The organism is Thioclava arctica (genome assembly GCF_040892615.1).
Classification (GTDB): domain Bacteria; phylum Pseudomonadota; class Alphaproteobacteria; order Rhodobacterales; family Rhodobacteraceae; genus Thioclava; species Thioclava arctica.
On record NZ_JBFRYC010000006.1, the window covers coordinates 201,525 to 223,759 of the forward strand.

The following is a 22,235-nucleotide window of genomic DNA, read 5'->3' on the forward strand; positions in this document are numbered from 1 at the left end:
TCCTTATTTCGCGAGGTCTTGCGCCTGAGCGACCCATTCAGCCTTGACCTTGACGGCCTCAAAGGCTTCGGGATCAATCGCGGCGAGTTGAGCGAAGGTGGTAACACCCGCTTCGTTCAGCTTTTTCTCGGCAGCCGGGCCCAGACCGGTGATCACTTTGAGATCATCGGCTTCCATCACGGCAGCTTCCGCCTTGGGCGCAGCTTTCGCTTCGGCCTTGGGGGCAGATTTCTTGGCGGCGGGCTTGGCAGTAACAGCGGCCTCGCCTTTGGTGCCATGGGCTGCGCGACGTGCGATCGCGGTGCCGACAGCCTCTTTCACGCCCGATTTATCCGCGCCAGTGGCGAGAACATCGGTCACACGCAGCAACGTCAGTTGCTGACGGTGGCCACGGGTACGCTGCGAGGAGTGCTTCCGGCGGCGCTTGTGAAAGGTGATGACCTTGTCGGCCTTGATATTGTCGATGACTTCGGCTTGCACCGCAGCACCTGCCACGAGCGGCGTGCCGAGCTGGGGCTTGTCGCCGCCGACCATCAGAATCTCGTTGAACTGGACTTTATCGCCAGCTTCGGCTGCGAGCAGTTCCACGCGGAGCAGATCGCCCGCCTGAACTTTGTACTGCTTACCACCGGTCTTGAGGACCGCAAACATGGGTCTTTCCTTTTCATTCATCCGCGCCCTGTGGCACCCGGTTTCCCGGGGTTTCGTGGGCCAGATGGCCCGCCGTCGAACTGCGCGTTCCTTAGGGAACGAGTTGCAAAAACGAGTCCCGGCGGAAAGAAGCCTTCCCGCCGGGTCGTGCCCATATCGAGGATCGCCCCTCAACTGTCAAGGGAAATTCCGGGGTTTTCTCAACCCTGCCAGCGCGAAAGCGCCTGTTTTGGGGTTAGACGTTGTGGCGCGCCGCCTGCTTGCCCCGGTGTTGCCGAAAGACGCGGGGCGGGCGCGGGCTGGGCCGGTCCGTCTTGAATGAGATAGCTCGCACGATCAGCGTTTTGGGGATGGGCGCGCGCCTCGGCCAGCGAAAGCACCGGGGCGGCACAGCTATCGGTTTCGCGAAACACCTCCGCCCAGTCATCGCGTGGGCGCGTCGCGAATCGCGCAGCGATCTGGGCGCGCAGTTCTGGCCAGGTGTCGCGATTGTCGCGATTGGGCAGGTCATGCGCACGCAACCCAAGCCCGTCCAGCAGTTGCGCCCAGAATTGCGGCTCAAGTGCGCCGACCGCAATATGCCCGCCGCAGGCACAAAGATATGTCGTATAAAACGGCGCCGCCCCATCGAGCAGATTGGCGTAGCGCTGATCGACCCACGCGCCCTGCCCCGCCATGCCCGTGATCATCGCCATCAAATGCGCCACCCCATCGGTGATCGCGCAATCCACAACCTGTCCCTGACCGCTGGCGCGCGCATGATGCAGGGCCGCGAGCATCCCGAAGGCCAGATACATCCCGCCGCCGCCGAAATCCCCCAGCAGGTTGAGCGGAATCGCGGGTGTCTCGCTGGGACCAATCGCATGCAGCGCACCGCTGAGCGCGAGATAGGTGATGTCATGGCCAGCCGTGTGCGCCAGCGGACCCGTTTGCCCCCAGCCGGTCATGCGCCCGTAAACCAGAGCCGGATGATCGGGGAAGTCTTGCGGGCCAAGCCCGAGACGCTCCATCACGCCCGGGCGCATTCCTTCGATCAGCGCATCTGCGCGCTGGATCAGGGCACGCGCGGTGTCGCGGCCCTCATCTGATTTCAGATCAAGTTCGATGACATCGCGGCCGCGGTCCAGGATATCGACCGCGAGACCCAACACATGAGCCTCTGGCCCGCTGGAGCCGGGGCGCGCAATACGGATCACATCCGCGCCCATATCCGCCAGACACATCGCGGCGAAAGGCGTTGGGCCGAGGCCCGAGATTTCAACGATCCGCAGCCCGGCGAGCGGACCTGTCTTACTGCTCATGTTCGCCCCCGATGGCCGCGTGTGAGGGGCGCTGCCCCGCTGGCTGCGCCACCCCCCGGAGAATTTAGTGCCAGATGAAAGCCATAAGCGCGAGCGCAATCAGGCGTCTTGCGCCTTTTGCTCCAGAGTCATCCAGTCTTCTTCGGCGGCGGCGAGGGCCTGTTGGCGTTCAAGCAGCGCCTCGGTGCCCTTTTTGAACTTGAGGGGTTCTTTTGTGAACAGATCGGGCTGGGCGAGAAAGGTTTCCAGCTTGGCGATTTCGGCCTCGATGCGTTCGATCTCGGCGGGCAGCGCGTCAAGGCGATGGCGTTCAGTAAAGCTGAGCGCTGCGGATTTCGCGGGCTTTGGCGCAGCAGGCGCGGGTTTGGACGTGCTGGCAGGTTTGCTTTCGGGCGCAGACGCGGCGGCAGTCAGGGATTTTTGCGTCTGATAATCGCTCCAGCCGCCCGCATAGACAGTCGCGCGGCCATCACCTTCCATCACGATCGTGGTGCTTGCCACGCGGTCGATGAAATCGCGATCGTGGCTGACCAGCAGCACGGTGCCATCATACTCGCCCAGCAGATCTTGCAGCAGATCAAGCGTTTCGACATCCAGATCGTTGGTCGGTTCATCCAGAATCAGCAGGTTCGAGGGGCGCGCCATGATCCGCGCCAGCAACAGGCGGGCGCGTTCTCCGCCAGATAGCGCGCGAATGGGGCTGCGCGCTTGTTGTTCGTCAAACAGGAAGTCCTTGAGATAGGCCACAACGTGTTTGGGCGTGCCGCGCACCATCACCTGATCGGAATTGCCCTTTACCGCCATGTCAGGATCGTTCACCAGCCCGTCCCACAGCGTCTGCTCGGGGTTGAGCGTGGCGCGCGCCTGATCAAACACCGCCACATCCAGATTGGTGCCCAGCTTTACGGTGCCAGAATCGGGCGCGATTTCGCCAGTCAGCATTTTCAGCAACGTCGTTTTGCCCACGCCATTGGGGCCGACAAAGGCCACGCGATCCCCGCGCAGCACGCGCAAATCGAAATCTGCCACGATCTGTTTGTCGCCAAAGGATTTGCACAGGCCCGTGGCCTCGATCACGCGCTTGCCCGATTGCGGACCTGCGTCAAATTCCATTGCGGCGACGCCTTGGCGTTTGATCTGACCGGCACGTTCGGCGCGCAACTCTTGCAGCGCGCGGACCCGGCCCTGATTGCGTTTGCGCCGCGCCGAGATGCCCTCGACGGCCCATTTCGCCTCGGCCTTGATCTTGCGATTAAGCTTGTGGCGGGCGTCGTCTTCCTCGGCCCAGACCTTTTCGCGCCAATCCTCAAACGCCTCGAATCCCTGTTCGTTGCGTTTGACCTGGCCTCGGTCGATCCACAGCGTGGCGCGGCTGAGCGCGCGCAGGAAGGCGCGGTCGTGGGAAATCAGCACAAAGGCGCGCCGGGTTTCGCGTAGCTGTTGCTCAAGCCAGCCGATCGCCTCGATATCGAGGTGGTTGGTGGGCTCATCGAGCAGCATCAGTTCGGGCGACTCGGCCAGCAATTTTGCCAAGGCGGCGCGGCGGCGTTCCCCGCCCGATGCGGTCGCAACCGGGGTTTCGGGTAGGAACTTCAGCCCCTCAGCCGCCATCTCGACCTTGTAGGATTCGGCCGGGTCAAGGCCAGAGGCCGCAAACTCGCCCAAAGTCTCAAAACCTGACAGATCGGGTTCTTGCTCCATATAGCCGACCGTCACGCCGGGCGGGACCACGCGTGCGCCGCTATCGGGCTGCACCAGCCCGGCCATCACCTTCATCAAGGTGGATTTGCCAGAACCATTGCGCCCCACAAGCGCCACCCGGTCACCCGGCTGAACGATCATAGAGAGCCCGTCAAAGACAGGATTGCCGCCAAAGGTCAGCGAGATATCGGAGAGTTGAAGAAGGGGTGCGCGTGCCATGAGCGCCAGCTAAGGGGGCGCGCGCGAAAGGTCAATGGCGCGCACCGATTACATCAAGAGATTGCGCAATGCCTTGAGCCGGGGCGGCGGAATTTTGGCAGGCTCCAGCGCAGTAAAGACGTGACAGGTCTGCAAATCATGATCGATCACCGCATGATCCGAGGTCCAGCCCCCCATCCCGAGATAGGAGCGCAACAAGGGCGGCAAGGCTACGGGGCCATCCTGCGGCCCGGTTTGAGCGGGGGGGGCTGCGCTCAGGGCGATGCGTGCGGGGGCTTTCGGCAGGGGGCGCAGTGCGACGGGGCCAACTGCGTGGCGCGCGAGATGGGCGAAGGCCGCGTGATGGGCGTGCCAATCGGCGCCGGGAAATGAGGTGCAACCAAAGAGCAGCCGCACGCCGCGTGCCTCGGCCAGCCGGGTGATCGCCGCCCAGCCAAGACGCAGCACATCGGGGTCACGCAGACCGGGACACACACAAAATCGCCCAAGCTCCAACATCGGCATTCCAAGCTGGGCCAAGGGCGTCACATCATAGCTTTGCGCGGTATAGCAGTCCTGCAAGGCGGCCACATCTTCGAGCAGCAGCAGGCGAAACCCTGCCAGCAATGTGCCCGAGGCATCCTCGATCATCACATGGCTGGCGCGCGCATCAAAACGGTCCTGATCACAGCGCCCGGCGCGAAACACCTGCGCGCGCAAAGCCTGCAACGCGTCAAGGTCGGCCGCAGTTTGCGCCCGACGCACGCGTAAAGTGCCTTTGGAAAAGGACAGGTCCAATCGCCGCCCCCGCGCAGCCTTGATTACAGCGCGCAGCCTAGAGCAACCGGCTTGGCGTGCAAAGCGCTGTTAGTTCTTGCCCAGTAGCTGCCCGGCACTGACGCGCCCGATCGAGCCCATCAATTGACGGATAAATCCGATGCCTTTGACATTGCTTTCGGTCACACGGCGCGACAGCGTCACCACTTCGCCCTTCTCCATACCGAAGCGTTCGACATTGCTCACGACGCCCTTGTTGGTAAACGAGATCGCCACGACTTCGCGTTTGATCTCTTTGGGGGCGTGCCAAGTCACTGTTTTCCAGCGCGAACCGACGTAATACCAGCCAGACCCTTCAAGCAGTCCGGTTGAGCTGGGACGACCGATGGCGGCCGCAACATCGTCGCGGGTACTTTTGCCAACCGTGATCTGTGAGAGGTTTTCCTCAAGCGGCACATAGCCGTGATTGCGATAGATAGGCGAGCATGCCCCCATCAAAAAGGCCATACTCAAGGCCACAAACAGCGCTATCTTCCGCGTCATCCAACCGTTCCCCACCTGCACACCCTCTTGCCTCTGCGTCTTCGGGCTTTTATCGACGCTTACAGCATGACTGCGCCGCTCTCAAGCGCTCAACCGCCGCTGCTGCACTTAAGACCCCAAAGAAAGGTGCGACGATGACTCAATCCGACCCGCACGCCCCCGAGGCAATCTGGTCCCATCCACTGCGTCTGGCCGAATTGCCCGCGCGCAAAATCACGCGCTTTGATCTGGTGGCCGATGCCCCGACCCGTGCGGCAATTGCCAAATGGGCCGATATCGTGGGGGTTGAGGCGCTGCGCCTCAAAGGTGAATTGCGCCCCAACGGGCGCAGCGACTGGGAACTCAGCGCAACCCTGTCCGCCACGGTGGTTCAGGAATGTGTGATCTCGCTCGCTCCGGTCACCACGAAAATCCACGAGAAAGTCACACGCCGCTATCTGGCCCATATGGAGATGCCAAGCGAGGAAGAGGTCGAGATGCCCGAAGATGACAGCACCGAACCGCTGCCGGCATCGGTCAATCTGGCAGGCGTGGCGCTGGAGGCGTTGGAGCTGGCCCTGCCCCTGTATCCACGCGCGCCGGGCGCAAGCCTAAGCACGGCGAGTGTCACCGAACCGGGCGCAGAACCGCTGAGCGAAGAGCAGATCAAGCCGTTCGCCAATCTGCGTGCGCTGATGCAAAACCGCGATGAGGGCGATAAAAAGGGCTGATCGGGTCTGGCGATGCGCGCGGGTTCGGCCTTGTGCTAGGGGTCGCGCGCGGGGGTGAAAAAAAGCCCAAGAAAGGGGCTTGCGCACCCACAGAAACCGAGTATGTTCCCGGCCTCGTTCGAAGTTTGATTTCGGATCCGGAGCGACCTACGCGCCGATCGCGAAACCGCTGGAAAATCAAGGCAGTAATGCCGCTCACACGGGCCTATCCGCCCCAATAATCCGAGGTTGAGACATGGCTGTCCCTCAGAACCGAGTCACGCGCTCCCGCCGCAACATGCGTCGCGCACACGACTCTCTCGTCGCTGCAAATCCGGCAGAATGCCCGAACTGTGGTGAATTGAAGCGTCCCCATCACGTCTGCGCGTCCTGCGGCCATTACGATGATCGTGAGATCGTTGCGATGACCGAAGAGGTCGATCTCGACGACGACGCGGCGTAAGCCCGCTTGACCCGCGCCGCACACGTCATGCCAAACGCGCAAGACCAGCAGCAGACGGGCCTCAGCGATACGGCCGCGCAAGCGCAGGCCAACCCCCGTGGCAAAGCGCCAGCAGATGCTGGCGCTGTTGTCATTTCCATCGACGCGATGGGGGGGGATCTGGGACCGGAGGCAACTTTGGGAGGCGTGGCGATTGCGGCACGTCAAACCCCTGCCCTGCGCTTTATCGTGCACGGCCCCGAAGCCACGCTGAGCCCGTTGATCGCCAAATTCGCACTGCAAGACTGCGTTGATCTGCGTCATGCCGATCGCGCCGTCACGATGGAGGACAAGCCCGCGCAGGTCATGCGCTCGGGCAAGGATACCTCGATGTGGTCCGCCATCGAGTCGGTGCGCGAGCATGAGGCCGATGTCGCAGTGTCTTGCGGCAATACCGGCGCGCTGATGGCGATTTCGATGATCCGGCTGCGCAAGCTCAAGGGCGTGAACCGTCCGGCCATCGCCTCGTTCTGGCCCTCGCGCGGGCCGGCGGGGTGGAATGTCATGCTGGATATGGGCGCCGATGTTAAGGCAGATGCGCCCGATCTGCTGACCTATGCGCTGATGGGTACCTCTTATGCGCGCAACGCGCTGGGGCTGACGCGTCCGCGCGTCGGGCTGCTCAATGTCGGCACCGAAGAGCATAAGGGCCGCGCCGAGCTGAAAGAAGCCTATGAAATGATGGGGCGCGCGCAAGAGGCGGGCGGCTTCGAATTTGTCGGCTTCGTGGAGGGCAATCACCTGCCCGCCGATCGCGCTGACGTAATCGTGACCGATGGGTTTACCGGCAATATCGCGCTGAAAACCGGCGAAGGCACCGCAAAATTCGTCTCCGAATTGCTGCGTGAGGCGCTGACCTCATCGTTGCTGGCGAAGCTGGGCGCACTTTTGGCGATGGGGGCGCTCAAACGCCTGCGCGCCAAGGTCGATCCGCGCCGCGCCAATGGCGGTGTATTTCTGGGTCTCAATGGCACGGTGGTGAAATCGCACGGCTCTGCCGATGCGACCGGATTTGCCGCCGCGATCTCTTTGGCGGCACGACTGGCGCAATCCGGGTTTGGTGCCAAACTGGCGGCTCGGGTTGCTTTGGCCCTGCCAGAGGGCCAAGATAGCGCAACACAAGACGCACAGGCGTCGGAAATAAGCGAGAGCAGCCAATGACGATCAGATCCGTAGTGCGGGGCGTCGGCCATTATCTACCCGAACGTGTGGTCGAGAACGCCGAGTTCGAGGCAACGCTCGACACGACGGATGACTGGATTCGTTCGCGCACCGGGATTGAACGGCGCCATTTTGCAGCCGAGGGGGAAACCACCTCGCAGCTTGCGATCAAGGCTGCCCAAGCCGCGCTGGATGATGCGGGCATGAGCGTGGATCAGATCGACGCGATCATCGTCGCCACCTCGACCCCCGATCACACCTTTCCTGCCGTTGCGACGATGGTGCAGGCGGGACTCGGCTCCACCACCGGATTTGCCTATGACGTGCAAGCAGTCTGCGCGGGCTTTATCTTTGCACTGACCAACGCCAATGGGCTGATCCTGTCGGGTCAGGCCGAACGGGTGATGGTCATCGGTGCCGAGACATTTTCGCGCATCCTGGATTGGGAAGATCGTGGCACCTGCGTGCTGTTTGGCGATGGTGCGGGCGCGCTGATCCTTGAGGCGGCGCAGGGCACCGGCACCAAGGAAGATCGCGGGATTCTGTCATCCGATCTGCATTCGGACGGGCGCTATCGCGAGTTGCTCTATGTCGATGGCGGGGTGTCCACCACGGGGACGGCTGGCGTGTTGCGTATGCAGGGCAATCAAGTGTTTCGCCACGCTGTCGTGAAATTGGCACAAACCGCTGAAAACGCGTTGGAAAAGGCCGGGATGACGGCTGGAGATGTCGACTGGATCGTGCCCCATCAGGCCAATCTGCGCATCATCAAGGCGACCGCTGAAAAGATGGGTCTGGGCATGGATCACGTCGTGGTCACGGTGGCCGATCACGGCAATACCTCGGCGGCCTCGATCCCGCTGGCCCTGTCGGTGGGACGTCAACGCGGTCAAATTCACGAGGGTCAGGTGATCGTCGCCGAGGCGATCGGGGGCGGTCTGGCCTGGGGCTCGGTCGTGCTGCGCTGGTAAGCGCGCGCATTGGCGAAGCGGCGCGCATCAAGAGCGCGCCACAAGCCCTTGATATTGACTCGGGAATTCCCTTCGGTCACTGTGAGCAAAACCGTTGACCCAGGGGAACGATATGTCCAAGACTCTGACGCGTATGGATCTCAGCGAAGCGGTCTTCCGCGAGGTCGGCCTGTCACGCAACGAATCCGCGCAGCTCGTCGAAAGCGTGCTGCAACATATGTCGGATGCGCTGGTGCGCGGCGAGACGGTCAAGATCAGCTCGTTTGGCACATTTTCAGTGCGCGACAAGGCCCCACGGATGGGGCGCAATCCCAAGACCGGCGAAGAGGTTCCGATCAGCCCGCGCCGGGTGCTGTCGTTCCGCCCCTCGCATCTGATGAAAGACCGGGTGGCGTCTGGCAACGCGAAATAACGGACGGGCCGATGGGCAAATCCGCTGACGCGTTCAGAACCATTTCCGAAGTCTCCGACCTGTTGGAAACGCCGACCCATGTGCTGCGGTTCTGGGAAAGCAAATTCACGCAGGTGAAACCGGTCAAGCGTGCCGGCGGGCGGCGCTATTACCGCCCCGGCGATGTCGCGCTGCTGGGTGGGATTCGCCATCTGCTGCATGATGACGGGATGACGATTCGCAGCGTGCAGCAATTGCTGCGCGAAGAGGGCGTTCACCATGTCTCCGCCTTTTTTGAGGCGACACAAAGCGACACGGACGACGCGCCGCAAGCCGCAGACACGGCCGAAGATGTTGGCGCAAGTGCCTCTGTCACGCCCTTCCCCTCCGCGCCGCCAATCACACCCGAAGAGCGAGACGCCCAGCCCTCGCTGTTTGATGCGGGCGGTGAAGAGGCCCCGATCGCGCTGGATGTCGAGCCCGAGCCAGAGCCGATGCGCCCGGTGCATTCCTTGCAGATCACGCCAGCGGCACAACGGGCCAAACCTGTGCTGCCCGATTCAACACCCGATCTAACGCCAGCCCCGACACCCGAGTCCGAGGCACCGTTCGACGCCCGCACCGTGGCGATGAATGTCAGCCGCGCCGCCCTCGGCGTGCGCCTTGCCAAGATCGACAAATCCCGGTTGAGCGCGGCGGATTTGCGCGATCTGCGCATGTTGGCCCTGCGCGCCAAAGCCTTGCGGGCACGATTGAGCCAAACGCTCCAGCCCACCCCTGACAGCGCCCCCGATACGGGCGTTTAACGGTGGCGGAGATGGGTTTTTACGCGGCGAGAAAATTTCTTCGCATAACGTCTTGCACAGCCCGCCCGGTTGCCTCTATATGCCCCTCGTCGGGCTGTGGCGCAGCCTGGTTAGCGCGTCCGTCTGGGGGACGGAAGGTCGTGAGTTCGAATCTCGCCAGCCCGACCAATTCGACAAATGCCCACCCCTTCGCTGGGGTGGGCATTTGTGTATCGCGAGGAGCCAAGCAATGACCATCGGCGTTTTGCCCGACACGATGCTGCGCGAAATGATCGCGCGCGGCGAGATCACCGCCGAACCCGCGATCACATCCGAACAGATCCAACCCGCCAGCCTCGATTTGCGTCTGGGCACTGTGGCCTATCGCGTGCGTGCCTCATTCCTTGCGGGCAAAGGCGCGCGCGTCGAATCGCGTCTCGCGGAATTTGAGATGCATCGCATGGATCTCAGCGCAGGCGCGGTGCTGGAAAAGGGCTGCGTCTATCTGGTGCCGCTGATGGAAAGCCTTGCGCTGCCCGAGGGCCTGACCGCTGTGGCCAATGCCAAAAGCTCGACCGGGCGGCTTGATCTGCTGACGCGCCTGATCACCGATGAAGGGGTCGAGTTCGACCGAATCCCCGAGGGTTATCAAGGCCCGCTCTATGCCGAAATTTGCCCGCGCTCCTTCAGCGTTTTGGTACGTCCCGGCATGCGGCTCAATCAGATTCGGTTTCGCGCCGGGCAGGCCACGCTCAGCGATGCCGAGCTGAAGATCCTGCATCAGCAAGAACCGCTGGTCGATGGCGTGGCGGTTATCGATCACGGGCTGGGCTTCTCAGTGGATTTGCAGCCGCGTGAGGGCGATCTGGTGGGCTATCGCGCCAAGCCCCATACCGGGGTGATCGACCTTGATCGCATCGCGCATTACCCCGCCTCAGAGTTCTGGGAAGAGGTGCGCACGCGCGACGGCCGCATCATTCTGGACCCCGGTGCGTTCTATATCTTGGTCTCGCGTGAGGCCGTCACGATCCCGCCCGATCACGCCGCCGAAATGGCGCCCTATCTGGCGATGGTGGGTGAGTTTCGCGTGCATTACGCGGGCTTCTTCGACCCCGGTTTCGGGCATGGTCTGGCGGGCGGTCATGGCTCGCGCGGAGTGCTGGAGGTGCGCTGTCACGAGGCCCCGTTCGCGCTGGAACATGGGCAAGTCGTCGGACGGCTTGTCTATGAGCGCATGGCGCAAGAACCCGCGCAGCTTTACGGCGCAGGGATTGCGTCAAACTATCAGGGTCAGGGGCTCAAACTGGCCAAGCAATTCATGATGTCCTGACATGCGTTAGCCGCGGCGCGCCCCGGCCCCGTTTGTGACGTCATGCTCATAGATCCAGTCGAATCGAGCCACCAGTTTCTTAGGCGTAAAGCGAGACGCCGCGCGCATCGCCAGATGCCCAACCGTACGGGGCACGCCAGTCAGGTGATAATTACGCGCATTTTTGCTCGCCGCGTTGACGATACGCGCACAGCGATCATGGCGTGCCGCTTGATAAGCGGCAAACGCGACCTTATCGCTGTCATGCGTGGCCAGCGCCTCGGCCAAGACCCAGGCATCTTCCAGCGCCATCACCGCGCCCTGCGCCAGAAACGGTAAGGTCGGATGCGCGGCATCGCCCAGAATAGCGGCGTGTTTGCCATACCAATGCTCGGCCACAGGGTGGCGGAACAGACCCCACAGGTTCACTTGCTCAACTTGCTCCAGCCAGCCTTTGACGGTGGGGCAGAAATCCTCAAACGCCACACGCAGGTTGATCGGATCATCCTCAAGCGCCCAGCTCTCCTCGACCCAGGAATGACGCTCTTCGACGGCGACAATATTGCGCAGCCCCCCGCCCAGTGGATAACTGACCAAATGGCGCTTGGCCCCCATGAAAACCTGCACCACATTGGGCGCATCCGGCGCACAGGGAATCAGCGCACGCCACGCTACCTGATGGGTGAAGAACGGCGCGATCCGCCCGTTCAGCGCCTCGCGTAGCTTGGAATGCAGCCCATCCGCCCCGATCAAAAGATCGGCCTCATAGGTGGCCCCTTGCGCGGTTTGCAAACGCGGACGATCGCCGCTCAGATCGATACTGTCGATCTGTTGCAGCAGACGGATCTGCACGCCTGCGTCACGCGCGCCTTCCGCCAGCATCTCGATCAGGCGGGCACGGTGGATAAAATGATACTGCGCGCCGGGGCGCAGCCGCGCCAGATCAAGGCGCGCCACCTGCCCGCCCGTTTCGCCATCCACCAACTGAACGGCCTCAGCCGTTGGCCCGGCCTGCGCCAGCGCATCGCCCAGCCCAAGCGCGCGCAACACCCGCGCTCCATTGGGCGAGATTTGCAAGCCTGCGCCAACTTCACGGATCGCCTCGGCCTGTTCGAGTACCTCGACCTCGGCCCCACGCAAGGCCAGAGCGCGCGCCACGCTAAGCCCCGCGACCCCGCCTCCAAGCACCGTAACCTTGCGTCCGATCAGCATGTTATACCCTTTTAAACGCGTTCACCGGCACCCTGCGGCACCGGTGAGATACTGTCTTTGCGCAATGTCAAATCTGCAACGCAAATGCGCCAGATCAATCGTCGCGATGAACCCGCTCGCGGCGCTCGTGCCTTTCTTGAGCCTCAAGCGTCATCGTGGCGATCGGGCGCGCATCCAGACGTTTCAACGAGATCGGCTCTCCGGTTTTTTCGCAATAGCCATATTCGCCATTCTCGATCCGGCGCAACGCGGCGTCGATCTTGCTGACCAGTTTGCGCTGCCGATCACGGGTGCGCAGTTCCAGCGCACGATCGGTTTCTTCGCTGGCACGGTCGGCGATATCGGGCACGTTGCGTGCCGATTCGGCCAATCCTTCAAGCGTCTCTGCGGAAAGCTCGAGCAATTCGGTCTTCCACGCCTGCAATTTGCGGCGGAAATATTCCATCTGCCGTTCATTCATGAAGGGTTCATCTTCGGCCGGACGGTAATCATCCGGTAGGAAGGTCTCTGCTTTCATCGCGGCCCTCTTTTCCGTGCCGGGCGTGCCACTTTGATCAAAATTTGCCATGTGCCACCACTCCTCGGGCGCTCCAATACCCCATGAAGATAGGGTTGTCACGTCTCCATTCACAGCTTCTCGCGCTTTGTCTCTCAAAATCTACGCTGCACTTGCGGCAGCAATTGGGCAGGGCTAGTTTGCGCCCCATTGGCGCAACATCCTTGCGCGCCTCCCCTCAGCCAAAGGCCGATCCCTGTGCAGTTCCAATCGACCGAAACCTATGTCGCCCCGCCAGATCTCAGCATTGCGGTGAATGCCGCCGTGGCGTTGCAACGCCCGCTTTTGGTCAAGGGAGAGCCCGGCACCGGCAAGACCGAACTGGCGCGTCAGGTGGCGGCGAGCCTTGGCATGGAGATGATCGAGTGGAACATCAAATCCACTACCAAGGCGCAGCAGGGCTTGTATGAATATGACGCCGTCAGCCGGTTGCGCGACAGCCAGCTCGGCCCGGGCCTTGGCGGCGAGCGCGTCAGTGACGTCAAAAACTACATCCGCAAGGGAAAGCTGTGGCAAGCGTTTGAGGCAGATCGCCGCGTCGTCTTGCTGATTGATGAGGTCGACAAAGCCGATATCGAGTTCCCCAACGACCTGCTGCAAGAGCTTGATAAGATGGAGTTTCATGTCTACGAGACAGGCGAAACCATCCGCGCCGCCCATCGCCCCGTGGTGATCATCACCTCAAACAATGAAAAAGAACTGCCCGACGCGTTTTTGCGCCGCTGTTTCTTTCATTACATCCGCTTTCCCGACCCCCAAGTGATGCGTCAGATCGTGGCCGTGCATTTTCCCGAAATCAAGGAACGCCTACTGGCCAAGGCGTTGACGCAGTTTTACGAAATCCGCGAAACGCCGGGCCTGAAAAAGAAACCTTCCACCTCGGAAGTTCTTGATTGGCTTAAACTTTTGCTCGCTGAAGATCTGGACCCGGAAGACCTCAAACGCGACGGGGTCAACCTGCTGCCCAAGCTGCATGGCGCGCTGCTCAAGAACGAGCAGGATGTGCACCTGTTTGAGCGCCTCGCCTTCATGGCGCGCCGTCAGGGGCGCTAAGCGCGGCTTGCGTTAAAACCGCCGGGTGATGCGCGCAGCCTTGCGCGCACGTTTTGTGGCGTCCCGCATTTGCTGGGACTGTGCACGCTCTTGCGGGGTCATCGACTTGGGCTGCTTGTTGCGATTTGAAACCATCGACATGCCTTTGTTGATCCCCCAATTGATCCCACGGCGCAGGAATATGCGGATGATCATATTGATAATCTGGTTGAGGTTCATAGGATAAGCCCTTTTTAATCCTCAAAAAGTTCGGATTGACCCGTTTGCAGACCCTCTTCGTCGTCATCCTCGGATGATGCGCCCGGAAGGGGGCGGTTGTCCAGCAAGCCCGCCGCGCGCAAGTCTTTGAGGCCGGGCAGATCGCGCGCACTTTCCAAGCTGAAATGGTCGAGGAACCCCTGCGTGACCACAAAGGTCACGGGCCGACCCGGAGTCATGCGACGCCGTCCAAAGCGAATCCATTCCATCTCAAGCAGCTGATCAATCGTGCCACGAGACACCGCAACGCCCCGAATTTCCTCGATTTCCGCGCGGGTGACGGGCTGGTGATAGGCAATGATCGCGAGCGTTTCGATGGCGGCGCGGCTGAGTTTACGCTCTTCGACCGTTTCCTTTTGCATCAAAAACGACAGATCGGGCGCGGTGCGCATGGCCCAGGCCTCGCCCACTTTAACGACCCGCACGCCGCGCCCTTCATAGCGTTTGCGCAGATGCACCAGCGCCTCGGCAGGGTCGCAGCCATGGGGCATACGCTCTTCCAACTCCTTGATGCGCACCGGTTCAGCGCTGGCAAACAACACCGCTTCGACCATGCGCTCCTGCTCGCCCATCGGAGGCGCTGCAAATAAGGATTTGTCTTTTTCTTCTGGTGCTTGAGAGGCGTTATTCATGTTCTTTTCCGAATCGAAATGGGGTGAAACGTCTCGGATTGCCGGATCTCGATCTGACCTTGTTTCGCCATCTCCAACGAGGCTGCAAACGTCGCCGCCGTGGCCGATCTGCGCCGCTTTGGATCACTCTCCCAACTCTCGGGGAGAAAGCTGGTCAAATCCGCCCAATCGCCCGCAAACCCGATAAGGTTACGCAACCGATCCAGCGCCTCCTCCATCGTGTAAACATTCGTGCGATCAAAGGCATAGGGGCGAAACTCATCGCGCGTTCTGATCCGGGCATAGGCCTGCATCAGGTCCATCAGCGAGGCGGTATAGGTCACTTTGCGCAGGCGCGCGACCTCTTCGCTGATCCCGCGCGCGAAAGTATCGCGCCCCAGCCGGTCACGCGCCATCAGCTGCGCTGCGGATTCGCGCATTGCTTGCAGGCGCTCCAACTGAAAGGCCAGATGAGCGGCCATTTCCTCGGCGCTCGGGCCCTCAGCCGTCGGGTCAGGCGGCAACAGAAGTCGCGACTTCAGAAAGGCCAGCCAGGCCGCCATCACCAAATAATCTGCGGCAAGTTCGATCCGTAACGCCTTGGCCTGCTCTACAAATTTCAGATATTGCTCGGCCAGTTGCAGCACCGAAATCTTGCGCAGATCGACCTTTTGCGTGCGTGAGAGATTGAGCAGCAAATCAAGCGGGCCTTCGAACCCGTCGACATCAATGATCAGCGCTTCGGCCTGAAGCCGGTCCGCCACGCTCTGGGCTTGAAAAAGGTTCTCGGGTTCAGCCATTCCCACCGCCGCTCATCAATGCTTCAAACTCAGCATCGAGAGCCGCCATGTCAACAGACTGTGGCAAAATACGCCGATCCAGCGCTGCCTCGGCGCGCGTTTGCGCCGCTGCACTCATCACAGGGGCGGCCAGCGCCACCTCTTGCATCGCGCCCATGTCGCCATTGCAATGCAACACCAGATCACAGCCCGCAGCGAGTGCCGCACGCGTGCGCGCCCCCGGCCCGCCCGAAAGCGCCTCCATCCCGATATCATCGCTCATCAGCAGACCGTCAAAGCCGATCTCGTCGCGGATCAACCCGATCAAACGCGGGCTTTGCGTCGCCGGGGCACTATCAAGCGCGCTAAAGCGGATATGGGCCGTCATGCCCATCGGCAGATCGGCCAGCGCGACGAAGGGTGCGAAATCGGTTGCGCGCAGATCGTCAAGATCGGCCGCCACCTCGGGGAGGTGTTTATGGCTGTCCGCGACGGCACGGCCATGACCGGGGATGTGTTTGATCACCGGCAGAACCCCGCCCGCCAGCAGCCCGTCAGCCGTGGCGCGCGCATTGGCGACCACCTGATCGACAGTGTTGCCCAGACAGCGGTTGCGCAGAAACGTATGGGTCTCGGGGGCGGCCAGATCGCAGGTCGGTGCGCAATTCACGTCGATGCCAACCGCACGCAGCTCATCCGCCATGATGCGTGCGCGCAGCCAGAAACTACGCGGCGCGTTTTCGCCCGCCAGAACCGCCTGTTCGAGCGGGGGCAGCCATTCGCGCCAATGGGGCGCGCGCAGGCGTTGCACACGCCCACCTTCTTGATCAATCAGCACGGGCGCGTCACGCCCAACGGCTGCGCGTAAAGATGAAGTAAGCTGCGCAACCTGTTGAGGTTCTTCAATATTTCGCGCAAAAAGGATAAAGCCCCAAGGATCGGCTTCGCGGAAAAAATCACGCTCTTCCCGCGTCAGGGATGGCCCTTCACAGCCAAATATGACCGCGCCACCCATCAGCGCGCAACCGTTGGAATGCAGTTTTGCTGCTCGGCCTGCAGGGCCACGCAGAACTGGCGTGCCTCGGTCACATCGCTAAAACCGACAACCCGCAGGCGGTAGAAATCGCGCCCCCCCGAAGCGGCCTTCTGGATCACGCGCTGCTTGCCCTCCATCAAGGCCCCAAAGCGTTGCGCAGCACTGTCCCAAGCCGCCTTGGCATCGGCAGCCGTGTCAAACGCGCCAAGCTGCACCAGCCGCGTGCCGGCGCTCAGCGAGGCGGGGTCAAGATCGGTGACTTTGCTTTCCGCCGCCTGCCCGCTCATCGATCGGGTGACTGCCTGTTCCAGCGCCGCGGCAAGCAGGCTGTCGCGCGCGGGCTTGGGCAAGGGGCGCGGCGAGACGGCGACGCCGGGCACCGAAGCCGGGATCACATCGGGCGTTGCCTGCAGGGCGACCTCTTGAGGGCGCAGTTCCGGGATTTCGGGGCTCGCAGCGCCGGGCTCGACAGGAATATCAAGCTTGGGCGTGGGGGCATCTTCGGTTGCGGGCAGCGCAACTGCGGCCTGAATAAGCGCATCCTCAGAAGCGGCCAGCGACGGCCCTTGTTGCGCAGGTCCCGCCATCGGCGCATCAGCGGCCCCGATCTGCTGGGTCATCTCGCCCATCGGCAAATCTTCATTGCTGAGCCCTTCGGGCGCGGGCGCAAGAACCACGCGATCGGGGGCCGGCGCGGCAGAGCCGGTACCTGCCACATCATTCACCGCCAAACCCGTATGACGCGCCAATTCTCCGCCCGGATCTTCGGGGGCAATCCGCGCAGGCCCGTCGATTGCACGGATCACCGGCACACCGTTCAGATCGCGCATCGCCAGCTTATAGCCCCAAACCACCAACCCCATGATCATTACAACCGAGGTCGCCGCCCCCGCCAGATTGACCCAGCGCGACATCGCGCGCCCGTTGCGCGGTGCCATTTCCGGATCAGTAGGATGTGTTTGATACGGCACCTGTGCGCCATAGCCATAGGCCCCGCCATTGCGGTCGTCGTAAGCTGCCATGCTCATCGCCTCGCCGCCGGTTGCCCGGCTGTTACTGCCTGTCCCGGCGGCGTGCTTTAGCGCATCTCTTCAGCCGGGGTCACGCCAAGAATAGCAAGACCTGAGGAAATAACAACGGCACAGGCACGCGCGAGGGCGATTTTCGCCGACGATGCGGCCTCATCGCCCTCTTGCAGGAAGCGCAGGGACGCATCGTCATGGCCGCGGTTCCAAAGGCTGTGCAGATCCGACGCCAGATCGTAGAGATAAAACGCTACGCGATGGGGTTCGTTCGCGCGCGCGGCGACCTCGACCAGACGCGGCCATTCGGCAATCTTTTTGACCAGTGAGAGCTCTGCCACGTGCAAGTCGGTGGAAAGTTCCGCCTTGGCCAAGCGCGCATCTGACATATCCCAACCAGCCTCGGCAGCCTTGCGCAGCACCGAACAGACCCGCGCATGGGCGTATTGCACGTAGAAAACCGGGTTGTCCTTGGATTGCTCAAGCACTTTGGCGAAATCGAAATCCAGCGGCGCATCGTTTTTGCGCGTAAGCATGTGGAACCGGGTCACGTCCGCGCCCGCCTGCTCGACTACATCGCGCAGGGTCACGAAGGTGCCCGCGCGTTTGGACATCTTGAAGGGTTCGCCATTCTTGAACAGCTTCACCAACTGGATCAGCTTGATATCAAGCGTCACACGCCCCTCGGACAGTGCTGCAACGGCCGCTTTCATCCGTTTGACATAGCCACCGTGATCGGCGCCAAACACGTCGATCAGCAGATCGAAGCCACGTTCGATCTTGGTCCAGTGATAGGCAATATCGGGAGCAAAATAGGTCCAAGCCCCATCCGATTTCTTAACCGGACGGTCCACGTCATCGCCAAACTGCGTCGAGCGGAACAGCGTTTGCTCACGCTCCTCCCAATCCTCGGGCAGCTTGCCTTTCGGGGGCTCGAGCACGCCTTCATAGATCAGGCCGAGATCTTGCAAGCGCTTGAGCGCTGCCTCGATCTGGCCCGTGCCATAAAGCGATTTCTCGGAATAAAAGACATCCATTTTCACGCCCAGAGACGCCAGATCGCCGCGGATCATTTCCATCATCGCTTCGGTCGCGAAACCGCGCAAATCGACCAGCCAGACCTCCTCGGGCTTATCCAGCAGATCGCGACCGTATTTCGCCTTGATCGCCTCGCCCACCGGGATCAGGTAATCGCCCGGATAAAGCCCCTCGCGGATTTCCGGTTCAAGACCGCAGGCCTCGCGATACCGCTCGTAAGCGGAACGCGCCAGCACATCGACCTGCGCGCCACCATCGTTGATGTAATATTCGCGCGTGACATCATAGCCCGCGAAATCCAAGAGGCTCGCCAAGGCATCGCCAAACACCGCGCCGCGCGTATGCCCGACATGCATCGGGCCCGTCGGGTTGGCCGAGACATATTCGACATTGACCTTGACGCCCTGCCCCAGATCCGAGCGCCCATAGGCAGCGCCCGTCTGCACGACATTGCGCGTCAAATCAGACCAAAGCGTGGGCGCAAGACGCAGGTTGATAAAGCCCGGCCCAGCCACATCGGCACTCAGAATGCGCGCATCCGCAACCAGCTTGGCCGCAAGCGCGTCGGCAATCTCGCGGGGTTTGCGGTTGGCAGGCTTGGCCAGCACCATTGCGGCATTGCTCGCCATATCGCCATGCAGCGCATCGCGCGGCGGCTCTACAGCAACATTGGCAAAATCGAGCCCCTCAGGCAGAGCGCCCTCAGCAACCATCACATCAAGTGCCGCGATCACCGCTGCACGAATATCGGAAAACAGGTTCATATCATTCGTCCTTGCTTGCGTTCTCCCCTGCCAGAGCCCGCGCATAAGGTCAATGGCAGCGGGCGCACCGCCCGGATGCAAGTCTCATCCACCCAACGATATTGCGCCAACGCAAGATACGCCCGCCCTCCCCATTTCCAAATTCTCGAAATATCCCGGGGGGCCCGGAACGGGCGGGGGCAGCGCCCCCTTTCTTACCCGTTAATTGTCGCCATCCGGCGACGGGGGCAGCGCCCTATATGCGCTCAATCGTCACCGAAATGCTTGTCGTCGTCGGATTCATCCTCGCCCTCAGAGACGTATTTCGCCGAAAGCAGGATCGAGTGGCTGTCATGGGTCGGGTCCATCACCACATCAGATGGCAATTCGCCGCGCAGCCATTCGACCACCTCTTCGCGCGCTTCCACCGGCTCCTGCTCGGTCAGCTCGGCAATATAGCGCAGGAAGGCGCGCTGATCGCCGTCGATCTCATCCAGCGCCGCTTCCTCCGCCTCGGGCCAGCGATCCATGATCGCCTCGTAAAACGCAGCCCAGTTTTCCTCAATGTGATGCCATTTCATAGCGAGCTCTCCTCGTGGTCACGCATCTTATGCAGACGCGCCTCCTTCATGACAAAGGATCGCGCGCCCTTGGTTTCAAGGCAAAAGGAATTTTGACCTTAGGGGGTTCCGTCACGGCAATGTTAAATTGCCTGATTTGACGCTTGGGCGCGCCTACAACCAGCCCTGCACCTGACGTGCCCCTCCGGAAATATCATCTCCAACGCCCGCAACTGTATTGCACCCTGCCAATGCCGCTGCCAGCGCGGCCAGAAGGATCAGCTTTTGCATCGTCCTGCTCCTATTGTCCTGTTTTGTTATTATACCACCAAACATCGGGCGCAAAGCCCGGCCAAGCTCCGTATAGCGGCGTTTTGTCCGGGTAGTGAAGCGCCTTGATATGGGCAATGCGATCTTTGGGCGCATACCAGATCGGGATGACATAACGCCCCGCCGTGAGGATACGATCCAGCGCGCGGGTGGCAGCGACGAAATCCTCGTGACTGCGCGCGTTTAGCATGGTGTCGATCATCGCCTCGGCGGCGGGAGACTTCATGCCCATCCAGTTGCGCGTGCCTTGTTCGGTGACGCCTTTATGGCCCCAATACAGCATCTGCTCATTGCCCGGAGACAGCGACAGAGCGCGCCAATACCACGCCATATCAAAATCATAGGCGTTGGTGCGCTGGGTATATTGCGCATCATCAATCACCGTGACCTTCGGGAATATCCCAAGACGTTTGAGCGATTGGGTATAGATATCGACAATGCTTTGCTGCTGCGCCGCGCCTTGTTGCAACACGATCTCAAAGCTAAAGGGCTGCCCGTCTTTCTTCAGCACACCACTATCGTCAACCTTCCAGCCTGCCTCATTGAGTAGCTTCGCCGCGTCGCGCATATTCTTGCGGTTGCGCGTGCTGCCATCGCTTTGAGGCAGGGAATAGCCCTCGATGACACCGGGCAGCAGCGTGTCTTTGAACGGCGCAAGCAGGTCGAGAACCTTGCCGCTTGCAGCGTCATGCGTCATGCCCAGTTCGGAATTTGAGAAATAGGACGCGATCCGCGGCTCGGCCCCGCCATTGATCGTCTTGTTGATGAACTCGAAATTGAACGCATCAATCAGCGCCTGACGCACCCGCCAATCGGCAAAAAGCGGGTTGCGGGTGTTCATCACCAACCCCTTGATCCCCGAGGGGCGACCGTTGGGGATTTCCGATTTCACGACCTCCCCCGAGGCCACCGCCGGAAAGTCGTAATTGCGCGCCCAATCGGCGGCGTTGTCCTCGATATAGCTGTCGGTCGCGCCGCCCTTGAACGCCTCAAACACCACACCGCCATCGCCGAAATAATCATAGCGCAGCGTGTCGAAATTGTTGCGCCCCTTATTGAAGCCCAGATCGCGCCCCCAATAGTCGGGATTGCGCTTGAGGGTGATGTATTTCCCCTGATCGACCTTTTCGATCACATAAGGGCCCGACCCAATCGGCGCGAGATCGGTGGTGTTGGCGAAATCACGCCCCTCCCACTGCTTTTTCTCCAGCACCGGGCGCATCCCCATAAGCAGCGCCAACTCGCGATCGGGTTCGGTAAAGGTGAATTTCACCGAGCGTGGCCCGGTCTGCTCCATCTTGGCAACCTTTGACCAGGCGGTCTGGTAGCGCGGATGGCCCTGCGTGCCCAGCGTCTTATAGCTCCACATCACGTCCGCGACGGTGACCGGATTGCCGTCGGAAAATTTCGCCTCAGGGCGCAGGGTAAATTCGACCCAAGTGCGCGCCTCATCGGTTTTAATGGACTGCGCGAGCAACCCATAGAGCGTGAAGGGCTCATCCATCGAGCGCCCCATCAGCGATTCGGAAACATAGCGCGCGATTCCCTCGGCGGGGCGACCGTTCAAGATCCAGGGGTTGAGCGAATCAAAACTGCCCGCCACCCCGAATCGATAGGTGCCCCCTTTGGGCGCATCGGGGTTGGCATAGGGCAAATGGTCGAATCCCGGCGCCAGTGCGGGGGCCCCATACATCGCAATCGCATCTTGCGACTCAGCAACAGCATTTTGCGCAAGGATTGGGCTGAACCCCAAGGCTAGCACGCCTAAAGCGCGGAAAAACACCGATCTCGCCATCGAAACAATCCCTCTTCTGCCCGTATTTTATGTCGCCAAGCTAGCGAGACGATTGAAAGGGCGCAAACTTTTCCCTTGGAGAGAGGCGCTGCATTGCTTATAAGAGACTCACTGCTCGATAGGTTTCTTGCCTGTATGAAACCTGCCTCATGACTTGACGCCCGCCTTGTGCGGGCGTTTTTTTAACATCCCTCAAATTTCCGTAATCGCAGGCTATCGCGATCACATCCTTTTGCGCGCGCCGCATGGTATTCGCCCGCAGC

Annotated in this window: 24 protein-coding genes and 1 tRNA gene; 9 read left to right on the top strand and 16 right to left on the bottom strand. The window is 61.3% G+C overall.

Features of this window, described 5'->3' with window-relative positions:
• Positions 1-3 precede the first annotated feature (3 nt).
• From rplU to AB4874_RS12170, 5 genes are all read right to left on the bottom strand, one after another.
• A complete protein-coding gene (gene rplU / locus AB4874_RS12150; protein ID WP_368392173.1) occupies positions 4-651 on the bottom strand; it encodes a 50S ribosomal protein L21 in 648 nt (215 codons plus the stop codon).
• 200 nt (positions 652-851) lie between these two features.
• Positions 852-1,952: a CaiB/BaiF CoA transferase family protein gene (locus AB4874_RS12155; protein WP_368392174.1), complete on the bottom strand. Its 1,101-nt coding sequence runs from the start codon at positions 1,950-1,952 to the stop codon at positions 852-854.
• Positions 1,953-2,051: 99 nt separating this feature from the next.
• Positions 2,052-3,872: an ABC-F family ATP-binding cassette domain-containing protein gene (locus AB4874_RS12160; protein WP_295531390.1), complete on the bottom strand. Its 1,821-nt coding sequence runs from the start codon at positions 3,870-3,872 to the stop codon at positions 2,052-2,054.
• A gap of 48 nt (positions 3,873-3,920) precedes the next feature.
• Positions 3,921-4,649 carry a GNAT family N-acetyltransferase gene (locus AB4874_RS12165; RefSeq protein WP_368392175.1) on the bottom strand — a complete coding sequence of 243 codons (729 nt, stop codon included), beginning with the start codon at positions 4,647-4,649 and terminating at the stop codon, positions 3,921-3,923.
• 69 nt (positions 4,650-4,718) lie between these two features.
• The gene (locus tag AB4874_RS12170) at positions 4,719-5,171 is read right to left on the bottom strand and encodes an outer membrane protein assembly factor BamE (protein ID WP_295531396.1); all 453 of its coding nucleotides are present in this window, start codon (positions 5,169-5,171) and stop codon (positions 4,719-4,721) included.
• Positions 5,172-5,305: 134 nt separating this feature from the next.
• Between AB4874_RS12170 and AB4874_RS12175 the strand changes: the two genes are divergently transcribed.
• The 8 genes from AB4874_RS12175 to AB4874_RS12210 all read left to right on the top strand — a co-directional run bounded on the left by AB4874_RS12175 (position 5,306) and on the right by AB4874_RS12210 (position 11,000).
• Complete coding sequence (locus AB4874_RS12175; protein WP_368392176.1) at positions 5,306-5,881, top strand: YceD family protein; 576 nt, start codon at positions 5,306-5,308, stop codon at positions 5,879-5,881.
• A gap of 235 nt (positions 5,882-6,116) precedes the next feature.
• Positions 6,117-6,323, top strand: a complete 207-nt coding sequence (gene rpmF, locus AB4874_RS12180) for a 50S ribosomal protein L32 (RefSeq protein ID WP_038131392.1) — start codon at positions 6,117-6,119, stop codon at positions 6,321-6,323.
• 27 nt (positions 6,324-6,350) lie between these two features.
• A complete protein-coding gene (gene plsX, locus AB4874_RS12185) occupies positions 6,351-7,523 on the top strand; it encodes a phosphate acyltransferase PlsX (protein ID WP_438273475.1) in 1,173 nt (390 codons plus the stop codon).
• The gene (locus AB4874_RS12190; RefSeq protein ID WP_368392178.1) at positions 7,520-8,494 is read left to right on the top strand and encodes a beta-ketoacyl-ACP synthase III; all 975 of its coding nucleotides are present in this window, start codon (positions 7,520-7,522) and stop codon (positions 8,492-8,494) included. The genes plsX and AB4874_RS12190 overlap by 4 nt, the downstream gene beginning before the upstream one ends.
• A gap of 112 nt (positions 8,495-8,606) precedes the next feature.
• Positions 8,607-8,906 (top strand): integration host factor subunit alpha, encoded by a 300-nt coding sequence (ihfA, locus tag AB4874_RS12195; protein ID WP_295531409.1) that lies wholly within the window; start codon positions 8,607-8,609, stop codon positions 8,904-8,906.
• Positions 8,907-8,917: 11 nt separating this feature from the next.
• Entirely contained in the window at positions 8,918-9,691 is a 774-nt protein-coding gene (locus AB4874_RS12200) for a MerR family transcriptional regulator (protein WP_368392179.1), read from the top strand.
• Between the two features lie 90 nt (positions 9,692-9,781).
• Positions 9,782-9,859: transfer RNA gene (locus AB4874_RS12205), tRNA-Pro, on the top strand.
• Positions 9,860-9,920: 61 nt separating this feature from the next.
• Complete coding sequence (locus tag AB4874_RS12210) at positions 9,921-11,000, top strand: 2'-deoxycytidine 5'-triphosphate deaminase (RefSeq protein WP_368392180.1); 1,080 nt, start codon at positions 9,921-9,923, stop codon at positions 10,998-11,000.
• 6 nt (positions 11,001-11,006) lie between these two features.
• Here AB4874_RS12210 and AB4874_RS12215 read toward each other — a convergent pair whose 3' ends face one another.
• Positions 11,007-12,191, bottom strand: a complete 1,185-nt coding sequence (locus AB4874_RS12215; protein ID WP_368392181.1) for an FAD-dependent monooxygenase — start codon at positions 12,189-12,191, stop codon at positions 11,007-11,009.
• Between the two features lie 94 nt (positions 12,192-12,285).
• Positions 12,286-12,708: an RNA polymerase-binding protein DksA gene (gene dksA / locus AB4874_RS12220; protein WP_295531518.1), complete on the bottom strand. Its 423-nt coding sequence runs from the start codon at positions 12,706-12,708 to the stop codon at positions 12,286-12,288.
• Between the two features lie 237 nt (positions 12,709-12,945).
• On the opposite strand from dksA, the gene AB4874_RS12225 reads away from it, so the two are divergent.
• Positions 12,946-13,800, top strand: a complete 855-nt coding sequence (locus tag AB4874_RS12225) for an AAA family ATPase (RefSeq protein WP_368392182.1) — start codon at positions 12,946-12,948, stop codon at positions 13,798-13,800.
• 12 nt (positions 13,801-13,812) lie between these two features.
• Here the strand turns inward: AB4874_RS12225 and AB4874_RS12230 are convergent, their stop codons facing one another.
• From AB4874_RS12230 to AB4874_RS12270, 9 genes are all read right to left on the bottom strand, one after another.
• Positions 13,813-14,019 carry a hypothetical protein gene (locus AB4874_RS12230; protein WP_368392183.1) on the bottom strand — a complete coding sequence of 69 codons (207 nt, stop codon included), beginning with the start codon at positions 14,017-14,019 and terminating at the stop codon, positions 13,813-13,815.
• 14 nt (positions 14,020-14,033) lie between these two features.
• Positions 14,034-14,690, bottom strand: coding sequence for an SMC-Scp complex subunit ScpB (gene scpB, locus AB4874_RS12235; protein ID WP_295531427.1), 657 nt, complete (start codon positions 14,688-14,690; stop codon positions 14,034-14,036).
• Positions 14,687-15,469 carry a segregation and condensation protein A gene (locus tag AB4874_RS12240; RefSeq protein WP_295531430.1) on the bottom strand — a complete coding sequence of 261 codons (783 nt, stop codon included), beginning with the start codon at positions 15,467-15,469 and terminating at the stop codon, positions 14,687-14,689. The genes scpB and AB4874_RS12240 overlap by 4 nt, the downstream gene beginning before the upstream one ends.
• The gene (nagZ, locus tag AB4874_RS12245) at positions 15,462-16,463 is read right to left on the bottom strand and encodes a beta-N-acetylhexosaminidase (protein ID WP_368392184.1); all 1,002 of its coding nucleotides are present in this window, start codon (positions 16,461-16,463) and stop codon (positions 15,462-15,464) included. The genes AB4874_RS12240 and nagZ overlap by 8 nt, the downstream gene beginning before the upstream one ends.
• Positions 16,463-17,506: an SPOR domain-containing protein gene (locus AB4874_RS12250; RefSeq protein ID WP_368392185.1), complete on the bottom strand. Its 1,044-nt coding sequence runs from the start codon at positions 17,504-17,506 to the stop codon at positions 16,463-16,465. The genes nagZ and AB4874_RS12250 overlap by 1 nt, the downstream gene beginning before the upstream one ends.
• A 56-nt stretch (positions 17,507-17,562) precedes the next feature.
• Positions 17,563-19,308 (bottom strand): arginine--tRNA ligase, encoded by a 1,746-nt coding sequence (gene argS / locus AB4874_RS12255; RefSeq protein WP_368392186.1) that lies wholly within the window; start codon positions 19,306-19,308, stop codon positions 17,563-17,565.
• A 245-nt stretch (positions 19,309-19,553) separates the two neighbouring features.
• Entirely contained in the window at positions 19,554-19,868 is a 315-nt protein-coding gene (locus tag AB4874_RS12260) for a hypothetical protein (RefSeq protein WP_295531442.1), read from the bottom strand.
• Between the two features lie 153 nt (positions 19,869-20,021).
• The gene (locus tag AB4874_RS12265) at positions 20,022-20,138 is read right to left on the bottom strand and encodes a lipoprotein (RefSeq protein WP_295531445.1); all 117 of its coding nucleotides are present in this window, start codon (positions 20,136-20,138) and stop codon (positions 20,022-20,024) included.
• A 10-nt stretch (positions 20,139-20,148) separates the two neighbouring features.
• Positions 20,149-21,972, bottom strand: coding sequence for an extracellular solute-binding protein (locus tag AB4874_RS12270; RefSeq protein ID WP_368392187.1), 1,824 nt, complete (start codon positions 21,970-21,972; stop codon positions 20,149-20,151).
• Positions 21,973-22,235: the final 263 nt, after the last annotated feature.